The sequence below is a fragment of the Pseudomonas sp. AN-1 genome (genome assembly GCF_034057115.1).
In the GTDB taxonomy this organism is placed as follows: Bacteria; Pseudomonadota; Gammaproteobacteria; order Pseudomonadales; family Pseudomonadaceae; genus Geopseudomonas.
This window is the reverse complement of record NZ_CP139195.1, coordinates 2,157,097-2,169,646: the sequence shown is the minus strand read 5'-3', so window position 1 is coordinate 2,169,646 and position 12,550 is coordinate 2,157,097. Positions and strand designations below refer to the sequence as shown.

The 12,550-nt window shown below is 69.6% G+C and carries 13 protein-coding genes; 6 read left to right on the top strand and 7 right to left on the bottom strand.

Going from position 1 to position 12,550, the window contains the following annotated elements; all coding sequences use genetic code 11:
- Positions 1-75 precede the first annotated feature (75 nt).
- From SK095_RS10060 to hda, 3 genes are read left to right on the top strand one after another with little or no spacing between them, the layout of a single operon-like run.
- Complete coding sequence (locus SK095_RS10060) at positions 76-1,119, top strand: DUF2066 domain-containing protein (protein ID WP_320548757.1); 1,044 nt, start codon at positions 76-78, stop codon at positions 1,117-1,119.
- 38 nt (positions 1,120-1,157) lie between these two features.
- Positions 1,158-2,252: an AI-2E family transporter gene (locus SK095_RS10055; RefSeq protein ID WP_320548756.1), complete on the top strand. Its 1,095-nt coding sequence runs from the start codon at positions 1,158-1,160 to the stop codon at positions 2,250-2,252.
- Positions 2,249-2,953, top strand: coding sequence for a DnaA regulatory inactivator Hda (gene hda / locus SK095_RS10050; RefSeq protein ID WP_136489423.1), 705 nt, complete (start codon positions 2,249-2,251; stop codon positions 2,951-2,953). Before SK095_RS10055 ends, hda begins: the two co-directional genes overlap by 4 nt.
- A gap of 58 nt (positions 2,954-3,011) precedes the next feature.
- Here the strand turns inward: hda and SK095_RS10045 are convergent, their stop codons facing one another.
- Genes SK095_RS10045 through arsC form a run of 3 tightly spaced genes read right to left on the bottom strand, consistent with a single transcriptional unit; the run spans position 3,012 to position 4,367 of the window.
- Positions 3,012-3,419, bottom strand: a complete 408-nt coding sequence (locus tag SK095_RS10045; protein ID WP_320548755.1) for a DUF2069 domain-containing protein — start codon at positions 3,417-3,419, stop codon at positions 3,012-3,014.
- Position 3,420: 1 nt separating this feature from the next.
- Entirely contained in the window at positions 3,421-4,017 is a 597-nt protein-coding gene (wrbA, locus tag SK095_RS10040) for an NAD(P)H:quinone oxidoreductase (protein ID WP_136489421.1), read from the bottom strand.
- Positions 4,014-4,367: an arsenate reductase (glutaredoxin) gene (gene arsC / locus SK095_RS10035; RefSeq protein ID WP_320548754.1), complete on the bottom strand. Its 354-nt coding sequence runs from the start codon at positions 4,365-4,367 to the stop codon at positions 4,014-4,016. The genes wrbA and arsC overlap by 4 nt, the downstream gene beginning before the upstream one ends.
- A 106-nt stretch (positions 4,368-4,473) precedes the next feature.
- Between arsC and SK095_RS10030 the strand changes: the two genes are divergently transcribed.
- A complete protein-coding gene (locus tag SK095_RS10030) occupies positions 4,474-5,709 on the top strand; it encodes a YihY family inner membrane protein (RefSeq protein WP_136489419.1) in 1,236 nt (411 codons plus the stop codon).
- A gap of 3 nt (positions 5,710-5,712) precedes the next feature.
- On the opposite strand, the gene SK095_RS10025 is transcribed toward SK095_RS10030, so the two are convergent.
- Positions 5,713-6,084 (bottom strand): hypothetical protein, encoded by a 372-nt coding sequence (locus SK095_RS10025; protein WP_320548753.1) that lies wholly within the window; start codon positions 6,082-6,084, stop codon positions 5,713-5,715.
- A gap of 198 nt (positions 6,085-6,282) precedes the next feature.
- Between SK095_RS10025 and SK095_RS10020 the strand changes: the two genes are divergently transcribed.
- Positions 6,283-6,756: a TlpA disulfide reductase family protein gene (locus SK095_RS10020; protein ID WP_320548886.1), complete on the top strand. Its 474-nt coding sequence runs from the start codon at positions 6,283-6,285 to the stop codon at positions 6,754-6,756.
- 129 nt (positions 6,757-6,885) lie between these two features.
- Positions 6,886-8,226 carry a diguanylate cyclase domain-containing protein gene (locus tag SK095_RS10015; protein WP_320548752.1) on the top strand — a complete coding sequence of 447 codons (1,341 nt, stop codon included), beginning with the start codon at positions 6,886-6,888 and terminating at the stop codon, positions 8,224-8,226.
- Here the strand turns inward: SK095_RS10015 and SK095_RS10010 are convergent, their stop codons facing one another.
- From SK095_RS10010 to SK095_RS10000, 3 genes are all read right to left on the bottom strand, one after another.
- Positions 8,227-9,180 carry a hypothetical protein gene (locus SK095_RS10010; protein WP_320548751.1) on the bottom strand — a complete coding sequence of 318 codons (954 nt, stop codon included), beginning with the start codon at positions 9,178-9,180 and terminating at the stop codon, positions 8,227-8,229. It lies immediately after the preceding gene.
- Between the two features lie 8 nt (positions 9,181-9,188).
- On the bottom strand, positions 9,189-10,904 hold the full coding sequence (locus tag SK095_RS10005) for a proline--tRNA ligase (RefSeq protein WP_320548750.1): 1,716 nt from the start codon (positions 10,902-10,904) through the stop codon (positions 9,189-9,191).
- A 156-nt stretch (positions 10,905-11,060) separates the two neighbouring features.
- Positions 11,061-12,368, bottom strand: coding sequence for an OprD family porin (locus SK095_RS10000; protein WP_320548749.1), 1,308 nt, complete (start codon positions 12,366-12,368; stop codon positions 11,061-11,063).
- Positions 12,369-12,550 lie beyond the last annotated feature (182 nt).

The window sequence follows — 12,550 nt, the reverse complement described above, 5'->3', positions numbered from 1 at the left end:
GTCCGGGCGGCTGTTTAAGGTATAGGCCTTGTCTGGCGCGCATCTGGCGCGTCCGTTGCCCTGTCGAGATGCCCCATGCGCCTGATCGCCCGCTGGTTCGCCTGCTGCCTGTTGTTCGCCACCCTGTCGGCCACCGCCGCGCAGGTCGAGGGATTGTACGAGGTGCACGAACCGGTGGCCTCGCAGGACCCGGCCGAGCGTGCCGCGGCGATGAGCCGCGCGCTGCAGACCCTGGTGGTGCGCCTGACCGGTAAGCGCGAGTCGGCCCAGGACAGCCGCCTGCAGCCGCTGCTGGCCGATCCGCAGCAGCTGGTGCAGCAGTACGTCTACGAGTCCGGCACGCCGGTGACCCTGTCGGTGGTGTTCGATCCGGTACTCACCCAGCGCGCCCTGCGCGAGGCCGGTCTGAGCCTGCTGAACGCCGAGCGCGCCAGCGTGCTGGCCTGGTGGCTGAACGAGGGCGAGACCGGCAGCAGCCTGCTGGCCGGGGACCAGGAGGGCGCGGCCGCCCTGCGCGATGCCGCGCGCAATCGCGGTGTGCCGCTGAGCCTGCCGCTGGGCGATCTCGACGAGCAGCTGCTGGCCAATGCGCAGACCCTGCGCGGCAGCGACGGCCAGGCCCTGCAGGGCGCCTCGGCGCGCTACGCCGCCGACGCCCTGCTCGCGGTGGTGGCCAAGGGCGCCGCTGACAGCTGGCAGGCCGACTGGCAGCTGTGGATGGGCGACAAGCGCGCCGCAGGCTCCAGCAGCGCCGCCAGCCAGGCCGCCCTGGCCGACGCCGTGCTGCTGGAGGTCGGCGAGCAACTGGCCGGCCGTTTCGCCGCCAGCGCCGCGGCACAGAGCCTGACCCTCGAGGTGCAGGGCAGCGACCTCGGCCGCTATGTCGCCCTGCAGCGCCTGCTCGAACCCTTCGCGCCGCGCCTGCAGGCGGTGGTCGGCAGCAGCCTGGTCTATCAGGTCAAGGCCAGCCCCGAGCAACTGCGCGCCCAGCTGCAGCTCGGTCGCCTGCACGAGGTGCCGGCGCAGGCCGTCGACGCCCAGGCCGCGCCGCAGCCGCCCCAGCAGCTGCCGCTGCAGGTGCCGGGGCCGTCGGCCGATCGCCTGCGCTTCGCCTGGTAAGGCGACGTCTTCCTCCGGGGCTGGCAAGGAGTGCGCCCATGTTGAGCAATTCGCGCAGTTGGCTGGGGCTGGCGGCCCTGGTCCTGCTCGGCTGGCTGATCCACCAGCTGCAGCCGGTGCTGATGCCCTTCCTGGTCGGCACCCTGCTGGCCTACCTGGGCGACCCGCTGGTCGACCGCCTCGAGGCGCGCGGCCTGTCGCGCACCTGGGGCGTGGTGGCGGTGTTCACCCTGTTCAGCCTGATCCTGCTGGCCATGCTGCTGGTGCTGGTGCCGCTGCTCGGCCGCCAGCTGCTGCGCCTCTACGAGCTGGCGCCGCTGATGCTCGACTGGCTGCAGGGCACCGCGCTGCCGTGGGGGCAGCAGCAGTTCGGCCTGCGCGCCGACTTCTGGCGCCTGGACCGCCTCAAGGCCCTGTTCACCGAACACCTAGGCCAGGCCACCGACTTCGCCGGCCTGCTGCTGAGCCAGGTCACCTCGTCGAGCCTGGCGCTGCTGGCCTGGCTCGGCAACCTGCTGCTGATCCCGGTGGTGAGCTTCTACCTGCTGCGCGACTGGGACCTGATGCTGGCCCACCTGCGCAACCTGCTGCCGCGCCGCCGCGAGGGCCTGGTGGTGCGCCTGGCCGGCGAATGCCACGAGGTGCTCGGCGCCTTCCTGCGCGGCCAGCTGCTGGTGATGCTGGCGCTGGCGCTGGTCTACGCGGCGGGGCTGATGCTGCTCGGCCTCGAGCTGGGCCTGCTGATCGGCGTGCTCGCCGGCCTGGCCAGCCTGGTGCCGTACATGGGCTTCGTGGTCGGCATCGCCGCGGCGCTGGTGGCGGCGCTGTTCCAGTTCGGCCTCGACTGGTATCCGCTGCTCGGCGTGCTGGTGGTGTTCACCGTCGGCCAGCTGCTCGAGGGCATGTGGCTGACCCCGATGCTGGTCGGCGACCGCATCGGCCTGCACCCGGTGGCGGTGATCTTCGCCGTGCTCGCCGGCGGCCAGTTGTTCGGCTTCACCGGCGTGCTGCTGGCGCTGCCGGTGGCGGCGGTGATCATGGTGCTGCTGCGCCATGTGCACGACTTCTATAAACTGTCAGCACTTTACGGAGAGTCAGGCGATGGCTCGCAGGAGCCGTCGGAGTCCCCATGAAACCCATCCAGCTGCCTCTGGGTGTGCGTCTGCGCGATGACGCCACCTTCGCCAACTACTATCCCGGGGCCAACGCGGCCGCACTGGGGTACGTCGAGCGCATGTGCGAGACCGATGTCGGCTGGGCGGAAAACCTGATCTACCTGTGGGGTGCCGAGGGCGTCGGGCGCAGCCACCTGCTGCAGGCCGCCTGCCTGCGCATGGAGCAGTTCGGCGGCCGCGCGGTGTACCTGCCGCTGGATACGGTGGCCATGTACGGTCCACAGCTGCTCGACAACCTCGAGCAGTGCGACCTGGTGTGCATCGACGAGGTCGACCTGGTGGCCGGCCACCCGACCTGGGAAGAGGCGCTGTTCCACCTGTTCAACCGCCTGCGCGACGCCGGCCGGCGCCTGCTGCTGTCGGCCTCGGCGCCGCCGCGCGAGGTGCCGATCAAGCTGCCCGACCTCAAGTCGCGGCTGACCCTGGCGCTGGTGTTCCAGCTGCATGGCCTGTCCGACGAGGACAAGCTGCGCGCCCTGCAGCTGCGCGCCTCGCGCCGCGGCCTGCACCTGACCGATGAGGTCGGCCGCTTCATCCTCACCCGCGGCTCGCGCAGCATGAACTCGCTGTTCGACCTGCTCGAGCAGCTCGACCACGCCTCGCTGCAGGCGCAGCGCAAGCTGACCATCCCCTTCCTCAAGGAAACCCTCGGCTGGTGAGGCTGGCGTAGGGTGGGTTACGCCGCGGTGCGGCTGACCCACCCTGCGCATCCCCGCATCATTCCCCGGCCAGCTTGCGCTGGTACTGGAAGCTCCAGCGCGTGTACAGGGTGGCGCTGCAGAACAGCAGCACGCTGAGCGCCGCCTCCAGGCTGCCGTAGACCAGGCGGCCCGGCTCGAAGGCGGTGACCACTCCCTGGATGAAGTACAGGTTGACCACGTAGCAGGCCCAGGCGTGCACGCGCACGTTGCCGAGCAGGATGCCGGGGGCGAGGATCGCCAGCGGCAGCAGGTGCACGCCGAGGATCACCCAGGGGCGTGCGCCGTGCAGGTCGACGACCAGCAGGTACCAGACGCCGAGCAGCGCGATCAGGGCGAGGAAGGTGGCCAGGCTGGCCCAGCGCGCCAGGCGGCGGCGCGGCTCCAGCCATTCCAGCGCCGGCAACGGTTTGTTCTTGCGCGCCATCTCAGCTCCCCAGTTTCAGCGCGGTCTGCGCCAGGCGTTGGCCCAGTGCGCGGCACAGGGCGGTCTCGTGTTCGTCGAGGGCGCGCTTGCCGTCGGCGCCGGCGTGGTGGCTGGCGCCGTAGGGCGTGCCGCCGCCACGGGTCTCCAGCAGCGCGGTCTCGCTGTAGGGCAGGCCGCAGACCAGCATGCCGTGGTGCAGCAGCGGCAGCATCATCGACAGCTGGGTGCTCTCCTGGCCGCCGTGCAGGCTGGCGGTGGAGGTGAACACCCCGGCCGGCTTGCCGACCAGCTCGCCGGTCAGCCACAGGCTGCTGGTGCTGTCGAGGAAGTGCTTGAGCGGCGCGGCCATGTTGCCGAAGCGGGTCGGGCTGCCCAGCACCAGGCCGGAGCAGTGCTTGAGGTCGTCGAGGGTGGCGTAGATCGCGCCTTCCTCGGGGATCTCCGGGGCCACCGCCGCGCACTCGGGGGAGACCGCCGGCACGCAGCGCAGGCGCGCCGCCAGGCCGCCCTGCTCGATGCCGCGGGCGATCTGCCGCGCCATCTCGGCGGTGGCGCCGTGGCGGCTGTAGTAGAGCACCAGGATGTAGGGCTGGCTCACGGCAGCAGCTCCAGAACGCGCTCCGGCGGCCGGCCGACCACCGCCCGGTCGCCGGCCACCAGGATCGGCCGCTCGATCAGTCGCGGGTGGGCGACCATGGCGGCGATCAGCGCCTCGTCGTCCAGCGCCGGGTCGGCCAGGTTGAGCTCCTGGTAGACTTCCTCGCCGCTGCGCAGCAGCTGGCGGGGCGTGTAGCCGAGCTTGGCGAGCAGCACGCGCAACTCCGCGGCCGACGGCGGGGTGTCCAGGTAGCGCACCACGTGCGGGGCGAGGCCGCGGGCCTCGAGCAGTTCCAGCGCGCCACGGGATTTCGAGCAGCGCGGGTTGTGATACAGGGTCAGGTCGGTCATCTCGGTTGGCCCGTGACTGGAGGAGGGCGCTATTCTAACCGGGCCGACCCCCGGCCCTGAACCTTCCCGAGCGAGACGGGACGATGCCGCCTACAAAGGAGTGTCGATGCATCCTCACCTGCAGCAGGCCTGGCGCTTCGCCGAGCGGCTGGTGCGCCGCTTCTTCGCCGACCGCGTGCCGCAGAGCGCCGCGGCCCTGACCTACACCACCCTGTTCGCTGTGGTGCCGATGATGACCGTGACCTTCGTCATGCTCGCCGCCGTGCCGGCCTTCCGCGATCTCGGCGAGCCGATCCAGGCGTTCATCTTCCACAACTTCGTGCCCTCGGCGGGCGAGCAGGTGCAGCAGTACCTGCGCGGCTTCAGCAGCCAGGCGCGCGAGCTGACCTGGATCGGCGTGGCGCTGCTGGGAGCGACCGCGCTGCTGACCCTGAGCACCATCGAGGGCGCCTTCAACCAGATCTGGCGGGTGCGTCGGGCACGTCGCGGCCTGTCGAGTTTCCTGCTGTACTGGGCGATCCTCAGTCTCGGCCCGCTGCTGCTCGGCGCCGGTTTCGCCGCCAGCACCTATGTCACCTCGCTGAAGTTCCTCTCCGGCCCCGAGGCGTTGCCCGGCGCGGCGACCCTGCTCGGCCTCACTCCGCTGCTGAGCGGCATCGCCGCCTTCACCCTGCTCTACGTGGCCGTGCCCAACACCCGGGTGCGCCTGCGCCACGCGCTGGTCGGCGGCGTGTTCACCGCCCTGCTGTTCGAGGCGGCCAAGGCGCTTTTCGCCCTCTACGTCAGTCTGTTCCCCGGTTACCAGCTGATCTACGGCGCCTTCGCCGCTGTGCCGCTGTTCCTGCTGTGGATCTACCTGGGCTGGCTGATCGTGCTGGCCGGTGCCGAGCTGGTCTGCCATCTCGGCTCGCCGGACAGTTGGGAGGGACGCGCACGCCCGGCGCTGCTCAACCTGCTCGGCGTGCTGGCGCAGTTCCACGAGGCCCAGCAGAGCGGTCGCGCCCTTTCCCGCGAGGCGCTGGCGCAGCGGGGCTGGGGGGTGGACGACGAGGAGTGGTTGGCGCTGATCGACTTCCTTGAGGGGGAGCGCCTGGTCAGCACCACCGGCGGCGGCGACTGGGTGCTGTGCCGCGACCTGTCGCGGCTGTCGCTGGCCGAGCTGCTGGGGCGCAGTCCCTGGCCGCTGCCGGCGCTGTCCGGCCTGCCGGAGCGTCTGCCGCAGACGCTGCCGGCACCCTGGTATCCGCGCCTGCGCGAGGCCCTGCAGGCCCTGGAGCAGGCGCGCGCGGAACGGTTCGGCGACAGCCTGGCGCAGTGGCTGGCGGGGAAGGGCGGGAGCTGAGTCTCAGATGAGCACGCTGGTCACGGGCTGCACGAAGATGTCCTCGATGCGCACGCTGCGCGGCGCGACGGCACTGCGCAGGCGCAGCTCGACGGCGGCGAGCTGCTGCCGCACCGGCAGGCGCGCCACGCCGGAGAGCAGGATGCGCTGGCGCATGTCGAGGCGACCGTGGTCGATCGGTACCTCGTGTGACTGGTTGCCGTCGAGGTAGCTGACCAGCAGCGACACCGGCAGCTCGCTGAGACCGGGCAGGTGCAGCCAGGCGGCGATCTCCAGCTCCAGGACGCGGCCGTTGCCCAGGCTGCCCTGGCGGCTTGCGGCGGCCAGTTGGGCGGCGGTCAGGGTGTGCAGCAGCTGGTCGTGGTGGGATGCCATGGTAGTCTCCGCTGAATGATCTCGAGCGGCGGCATTATAGGTAGTCGTATTCGGCGGTTTTGTGGCGCCGTTCGGGTGTTGCGATTCGCGCTCTTGCTGATTGGTCGGTTTTTTGTCGTTTTGTGGGGCGACCGTGAGGGTGGTCGGGGAGCACCGATGTGCTCGCGGTGGCTCGGGAAGCGAGGGGGCAGTGAGATGATGCTGAAGACATGGCGGAGACTGCTGCCGTTGGCGGTCGGCCTGCTGCTGGCCGCCTGTGGCGGGGAGGACTGGGGCCCGGACCAGCACGGTCGGCCGGTGGCTGCGGAGCAGTTGGCGGGCCGCTGGCTGGTGGTCAACTACTGGGCTGAATGGTGCGGCCCCTGTCGCAGGGAGATACCGGAGCTCAATCGCCTGGCCGAGGAGCTGCAGAGCGCTCCGGTGCGGGTGGTGGGGGTGAACTTCGATGCCCTGCAGGGCGAGGAGCTGGCCCGCGCCGTCGAGGCGCTGGGCATCCGCTACGCCAACCTGGCGCAGGATCCGGCGCCGCGCCTGGGGCTGGCGCCCAGCCAGGTGCTGCCGGTGACCTGGCTGGTCGATCCGCAGGGCCGGGCGCGCGAGCAACTGAGCGGCGAGCAGACGGCGTCGGGCCTGCGCGAGCGGCTGCGCGCGCTGGGGGCTACGCTGCCATGACGGCGGCGCGTGCGACCTGGTTGGCGCACGTTCACGGATATGTGATATTCGTCACGCCGAACGCCCCGTCCGGTTCGGCGCCTGCGCTGCACCGCGGCGGGTACCTTCGGCACTTCTCCGGGCCTTGCGATGAACAACGGCAACCACCCCCCGCTGGTCAAGATCGTCGACCTGTTGATGGACGCCATCTGCGTGGTCGATGTCGAGGGGCGCTTTCTCGCCGTCAGCGCCGCCTGCGAGCGCATCTTCGGCTACCGGCCGGAGGAGCTGATCGGCCGGCCGATGATCGAGCTGGTCGCCGACGAGGATCGCGCGCGCACCCTGCAGGCGGCCCGCGAGATCATGGCCGGCGAGCCCAAGCTCAATTTCGAGAACCGCTACCGGCGCAAGGACGGCCGCTATGCCGATATCCAGTGGTCGGCCTGCTGGCTGGAGAGCGACGGCGTGCGGATCGCGGTGGCGCGGGACGTCAGTGCGCGCCGGCGCGCCGAAAGGCTGCAGGCGGCGCTCTACGCCATCTCCGAGGCGGCCCATGCTGCCAGCGATCTGCTGGCGCTGTTCGAGCAGATCCGACGGATCATCGGCGAGCTGCTGCCGGTGCGCGGCTTCTTCGTTGCCCTGCGCGATGAGCGCGGCGAGCGTCTGACGCTCGCTTATCCATCCTCCGCCGAGTCCGCCGCTGCCGTCGAGTTGTGCGCGCAGATCGTTCGCAGTCGGCAGGCGCTGTTGCAGGCCGGCGTGCAGCCGGACGATGGCTGCTGGCTCGGTGTCCCGCTCGACTGCCAGCAGGGCGTCATCGGCGCGCTGCTGCTGGAAAGCCCGGCCGGCGGTGCCGGCTACGGCGAGCAGGAGCGCGAACTGCTGCAGTTCGTTTCGGCGCAGGTCGCCACCGCCATCGAGCGCAAGCGCCTCTACGCGCGCCTCGCGCACGCCGCGCAGCATGATGCCCTGACCGGCCTGGCCAATCGGGAGCTGCTCTCCGAGCGCTTGCAGGGAGCGCTGGCCCGTGCGCGGCGCAGCGGGCAGCTGCTGGCGCTGCTCTACCTCGACCTTGACGACTTCAAGCGGGTCAACGACACCTTGGGGCACGCCGCCGGCGACCGTCTGCTCCAGGAGACGGCGCGCCGGCTGCTGCAGACGGTGCGCGCCAGCGACACGGTGGCGCGCATCGGCGGCGACGAGTTCGTGGTGCTGCTCGAGGGCATCCTGCACGCGGAGCAGGCCCCGCAGGTGGCGGAGAAGATTCGCGCGGCCCTGGGGCGGCCGCTTGAGCTGGCGGGGGGCGCGCCATGCATGCTGCCGAGCATCGGCATCGCGCTCTATCCCGGAGATGGAGAGAACGAGTTCGAGCTGCTCCGTCAGGCGGATGCCGCCATGTATGTGGCCAAGCAGCAGCGTGCGGCGCAGCGAGCGGCGGCCCTCGGCGCGGCCGCTCCCGGCAGGACGGCGGGGGAAAGCGCCGGAGGCTGATCAGTCGCCGCGGGGCGTGTCGCTGGCCACCCGGCCGGCATCCTCGAGCAGCGCCTGGACCAGTTCCTGCTGCAGCTCGGGGTCGTTGCGGGTCAGCTCGATCAGGCTCTGCTCCAGCTCGCTGGCTTCCTCTTCCAGTCCCAGTTCGGACAGGCGCTTGACCCGGTGCACCCAGTGGGCCACGTCGTCGCCCTCCAGGTCGGCGTAGATCAGCTCGTGGGCTTCCCGCAGGCGGCCGCGCAGGCTGTGGCTGAGCCGCAGGGTGACTTCGGTGCGGGCCTGTCCCTGGGGATCCTCGGCGCGCAGTTGCAGCCTGGCGATGTGGCCCAGATCCTGCTCGGCGAACGGGCTGTCGAGCAGGTTGAGACGCAGCACGCCGTTGCGGCTGGTGGTCAGCTCGTAGGTCTGCTCGCCGACCTGCACCTGCACCGGACGCTCGGCCCAGGGCAGGCTGGAGTATTCCAGACGGGGCTCGCCCTGCTGCTCGTCGAGCGCGGCGAGGTTCTGCTGGGCGCGGCCGTTGGACTCGACGTTCATCAGCGGGTTGAGGCCGGCGAAGCCGTAGCTGATCCAGTCGCGGGTGGCGCTTTCCGGCAGGTGGCCGAGCAGGGGCACGTTGAGCACGTTGGCGCCGATGCCGGCGACCACCGCCAGCGCGCCCAGCGGGATCTCGTAGAGTTCGCGCCAGGGCTGGTAGGGGGTGTAGCGCTGGTAGCGGCGCGTCACCTCGAACGGGGTGACCTCGAAGGTCTTCTGCTCCTGGATGCGCACCCGCCGCTGCGGCAGCTCGAGCACCGGCGAGCTGCCGGCGTCGATCTGCAGGCTGTGGTCGAGCAGCTTGCGCTCGACCCGCTCCTCGAGTTCGCTGCGCTGGGGCAGCTGGTTGGCACAGCCGGTGAGGAGCACGGCGCCGCACAGGGCGGCGCCGGCAAGGCGATGGTGGCGTCTGGGCATGATCTCGGTTAGCGGTTGATACGGGCGGCGAGGAACGCCTGGATCTCGGCGAGCGGCACGTTCTGCGCCTCGCTGTCGCGGCGGCCCTTGTATTCGAGAACCGATTCGGCCAGGCCGCGCTCGCTGACCACGATGCGGTGCGGGATGCCGATCAGTTCCATGTCGGCGAATTTGACGCCCGGACTGGTCTTCTTGTCACGGTCATCGAACAGCACTTCGTAGCCGGCAGCGGTCAGCTCGGCGTACAGGCGGTCGGCAGCTTCCTTGACCGCGGCGTTCTCGTACTTCATCGGCACGATGGCGATCTGGAACGGCGCCAGCGCCTGCGGCCAGAGGATGCCGCGCTCGTCCCAGTTCTGCTCGATGGCGGCGGCCACCACGCGCGACACGCCGATACCGTAGCAACCCATGATCAGGGTCACCGGCTTGCCGTTCTCGCCGAGCACCGAGACGTTGAGCGCCTGGCTGTACTTGGTGCCGAGCTGGAAGATGTGGCCGACCTCGATGCCGCGCTTGATCACCAGGGTGCCCTGGCCGTCCGGGCTGGGGTCGCCCTCGACCACGTTGCGCAGGTCGGCGACCGCCGGCAGCGGCAGGTCGCGCTCCCAGTTGAGGCCGAAATAGTGCTTGCCGTCGACGTTGGCGCCGGCGGCGAAGTCGCTGATCAGCGCCACCGAGCGGTCGATCACGCAGGGGATCGGCAGGTTCAGCGGGCCGAGCGAGCCGGGACCGGCACCGATGGCGGCGCGGATCTCGGCTTCGGAGGCGAACACCAGCGGGCTGGCGACCAGCTCGTGGTTGGCGGCCTTGATCTCGTTCAGTTCGTGGTCGCCGCGCACGATCAGGGCGATCAGCTTGCCTTCCTCGGCGGCGTGCACCACCAGGGTCTTCACGGTCTTGTCGATGGCCAGGCCGAACTGGGCGACCAGCTCGTCGATGGTCCTGGCGTCCGGGGTGTCGACCAGGCGCAGTTCCTCGGTCGCCGCACCACGCGCCTTCTCGCGCGGGATGGCCTCGGCCTTCTCGATGTTGGCCGCGTAGTCGGAGCTGTCGCTGAAGGCGATGTCGTCCTCGCCGGACTCGGCCAGCACGTGGAACTCGTGGGAGCCGGTGCCGCCGATCGAGCCGGTGTCGGCCTGCACCGGGCGGAAGTTCAGGCCCAGGCGGGTGAACACGTTGCAGTACGCCTGGTGCATGCGGTCGTAGGTTTCCTGCAGCGACTCCTGGGTCATGTGGAAGGAGTAGGCGTCCTTCATCAGGAATTCGCGGCCGCGCATCAGGCCGAAGCGCGGGCGGATCTCGTCGCGGAACTTGGTCTGGATCTGGTAGAAGTTGATCGGCAGCTGCTTGTAGCTGTTCAGCTCGTTGCGCGCCAGGTCGGTGATCACTTCCTCGTGGGTCGGGCCGACGCAGAACTCGCGCTGGTGGCGGTCCTTGATGCGCAGCAGCTCGGGGCCGTACTGCTCCCAGCGCCCGGACTCCTGCCACAGCTCGGCCGGCTGGATGGCCGGCATCAGCACTTCCAGGGCACCGGCGGCGTTCATCTCCTCGCGGACGATGTTCTCCACCTTGCGCAGCACGCGCAGGCCCATCGGCAGCCAGGTGTACAGGCCGGAAGCGAGCTTGCGGATCATGCCGGCGCGCAGCAGCAGCTGGTGGCTGATGACCACGGCGTCGGTGGGGGTTTCCTTGAGGGTCGAGATCAGATACTGGCTGGTACGCATGGGCAGGATGATCCGGTTTCGCTGAACGGAAAAATGCCCGCATTGTACGGCGCGGGTCTGGTGGCGTACAGGGCGGGGGCGGGCCGTGCCGGGCCGGAAAAGCGGAAGCCCGGCGCGAGGGCCGGGCTTCCGTTTCAGCGAGCGAGCAGCTGGGTGTTACAGGATGTCCAGCGGGTACTCGGTGATCACGCGAATTTCGTCCAGGTCGCTGTCGAAGGCGGTGGCGCGGTGGGTGGCGTGACGGATGCGGAAGGACAGATCCTTGGCGGCGCCTTCCTGGACCACGTACTTGGCTTCCAGGTTGCGCTCCCAGTGCTTCTGGTTGTCGCCATACACGCCAGCGTAGGCGCCAGTCGGGTCGGCCTTGGTGCCGTCGATGTCATCGCCGGTGATGTAGCGGGCCATGAAGCTCAGACCCGGCACGCCGTAGCTGGCCATGTCGAGGTCGTAGCGCACCTGCCAGGACTTCTCGTTCGGGCCGTTGAAGTCGGAGTACTGCACCGAGTTGGCGAGGAAGATCGAGTCGCCGGACTGGCCTTCGCCCAGGGCCAGGAAGTCGAACGGCTCGTCGCCGTTGACGCGCTGGTGGGCCAGGGTGAACTTGTGCGCGCCCATGCTGTAGGCGGCGGCCAGAGACCAGGTGGTGTTGTCGATCTTGCCGACCAGCTCGTCGCCGGTTTCGCTGGTCTTGTAGATGTTGAAGTCGAAGTTCAGCGCGCGCTCGGTTCCCAGCGGAATGTTGTAGTTGAGGTTGCCGTAGTACTGGCGCCACACGTCTTCGAACTCGGAGCCGTACAGGGACACGCTGACGTCGTCGTTGATGCTGTAGGAGCCGCCGACGTAGTCGGCCGAGTCCGCGGCGACGCCGGCATAGGCGGCGAGGATCTCGCCATCGTGGTTGGACGAGTTGACGTCATTGGTCGAGGTGAAGTGGCCGGCGTCGAGGTTCAGGCCGTCGATCTCGTTGCTCAGCAGCTGGAAGCCTTCGGCGGTGCCCGGCAGCAGGCGCGCGGTACCGGTGGCGAACACCGGGCCGGTCGGCATCAGGTTGCCGTATTTCAGGGTGGTGCTGGAGACGCGAACCTTGATGGCGCCACCGGCCTCGGAATAGTCGTCGTCGGCCTTGCCGTCGTCACCGACCGGCAGCAGGCCGGTACCGTTGGTGCCGCCGCCGCTGTTGAGCTTGAGGCCGAGCATGGCGTGGGCGTCGACGCCGAAGCCGACGGTGCCCTGGGTGAAGCCCGACTCGTAGGTTGCCAGGATGCCGTGCGCCCACTCGTTGCGGTAGTTCTGGCCGCCCGGGTTGTTGTGGAAGTCACGGTAGAAGGCGAAGTTCTTGTTCAGCAGGACCAGGTTGCTGTCCTCGACGAAGCCCTTGGACTCCGACTGCTCGCTGGCCTGGGCCAGTTGCGCGAAAGCGGCCGCGACGGCCAGTGCGATGATGCTCAACTTCTTGAATTGCATAACGAATTGCCCCTGATTTTTGCGAAGTGCTTGTGGCCCCGTGATTGGTGCTGACAGGACCGTTACTTTCTTTTTGTCGGCAAGAGCTTATATCACGATGCTCAAGTCCCGCGGAAGTTCAGTGCCGCTGCGCTCGTCGCCTGCGTGGCGGCAGTCACGGTGTCTGGCCTGCCGGTTGCGCC

What these genes read in the sequence shown, in the direction of transcription:
- SK095_RS10055 (WP_320548756.1), top strand. Translation starts at nt 1,158, where the DNA reads ATGTTGAGCAATTCGCGCAGTTGGCTGGGGCTGGCGGCCCTGGTCCTG.
- arsC (WP_320548754.1), bottom strand. Translation starts at nt 4,367, where the DNA reads ATGACCGACCTGACCCTGTATCACAACCCGCGCTGCTCGAAATCCCGT.
- SK095_RS10000 (WP_320548749.1), bottom strand. Translation starts at nt 12,368, where the DNA reads ATGCAATTCAAGAAGTTGAGCATCATCGCACTGGCCGTCGCGGCCGCT.
- SK095_RS10010 (WP_320548751.1), bottom strand. Translation starts at nt 9,180, where the DNA reads ATGCCCAGACGCCACCATCGCCTTGCCGGCGCCGCCCTGTGCGGCGCC.
- SK095_RS10045 (WP_320548755.1), bottom strand. Translation starts at nt 3,419, where the DNA reads ATGGCGCGCAAGAACAAACCGTTGCCGGCGCTGGAATGGCTGGAGCCG.
- SK095_RS10005 (WP_320548750.1), bottom strand. Translation starts at nt 10,904, where the DNA reads ATGCGTACCAGCCAGTATCTGATCTCGACCCTCAAGGAAACCCCCACC.
- SK095_RS10030 (WP_136489419.1), top strand. Translation starts at nt 4,474, where the DNA reads ATGCATCCTCACCTGCAGCAGGCCTGGCGCTTCGCCGAGCGGCTGGTG.
- hda (WP_136489423.1), top strand. Translation starts at nt 2,249, where the DNA reads ATGAAACCCATCCAGCTGCCTCTGGGTGTGCGTCTGCGCGATGACGCC.
- SK095_RS10025 (WP_320548753.1), bottom strand. Translation starts at nt 6,084, where the DNA reads ATGGCATCCCACCACGACCAGCTGCTGCACACCCTGACCGCCGCCCAA.
- SK095_RS10060 (WP_320548757.1), top strand. Translation starts at nt 76, where the DNA reads ATGCGCCTGATCGCCCGCTGGTTCGCCTGCTGCCTGTTGTTCGCCACC.
- SK095_RS10015 (WP_320548752.1), top strand. Translation starts at nt 6,886, where the DNA reads ATGAACAACGGCAACCACCCCCCGCTGGTCAAGATCGTCGACCTGTTG.
- SK095_RS10020 (WP_320548886.1), top strand. Translation starts at nt 6,283, where the DNA reads ATGCTGAAGACATGGCGGAGACTGCTGCCGTTGGCGGTCGGCCTGCTG.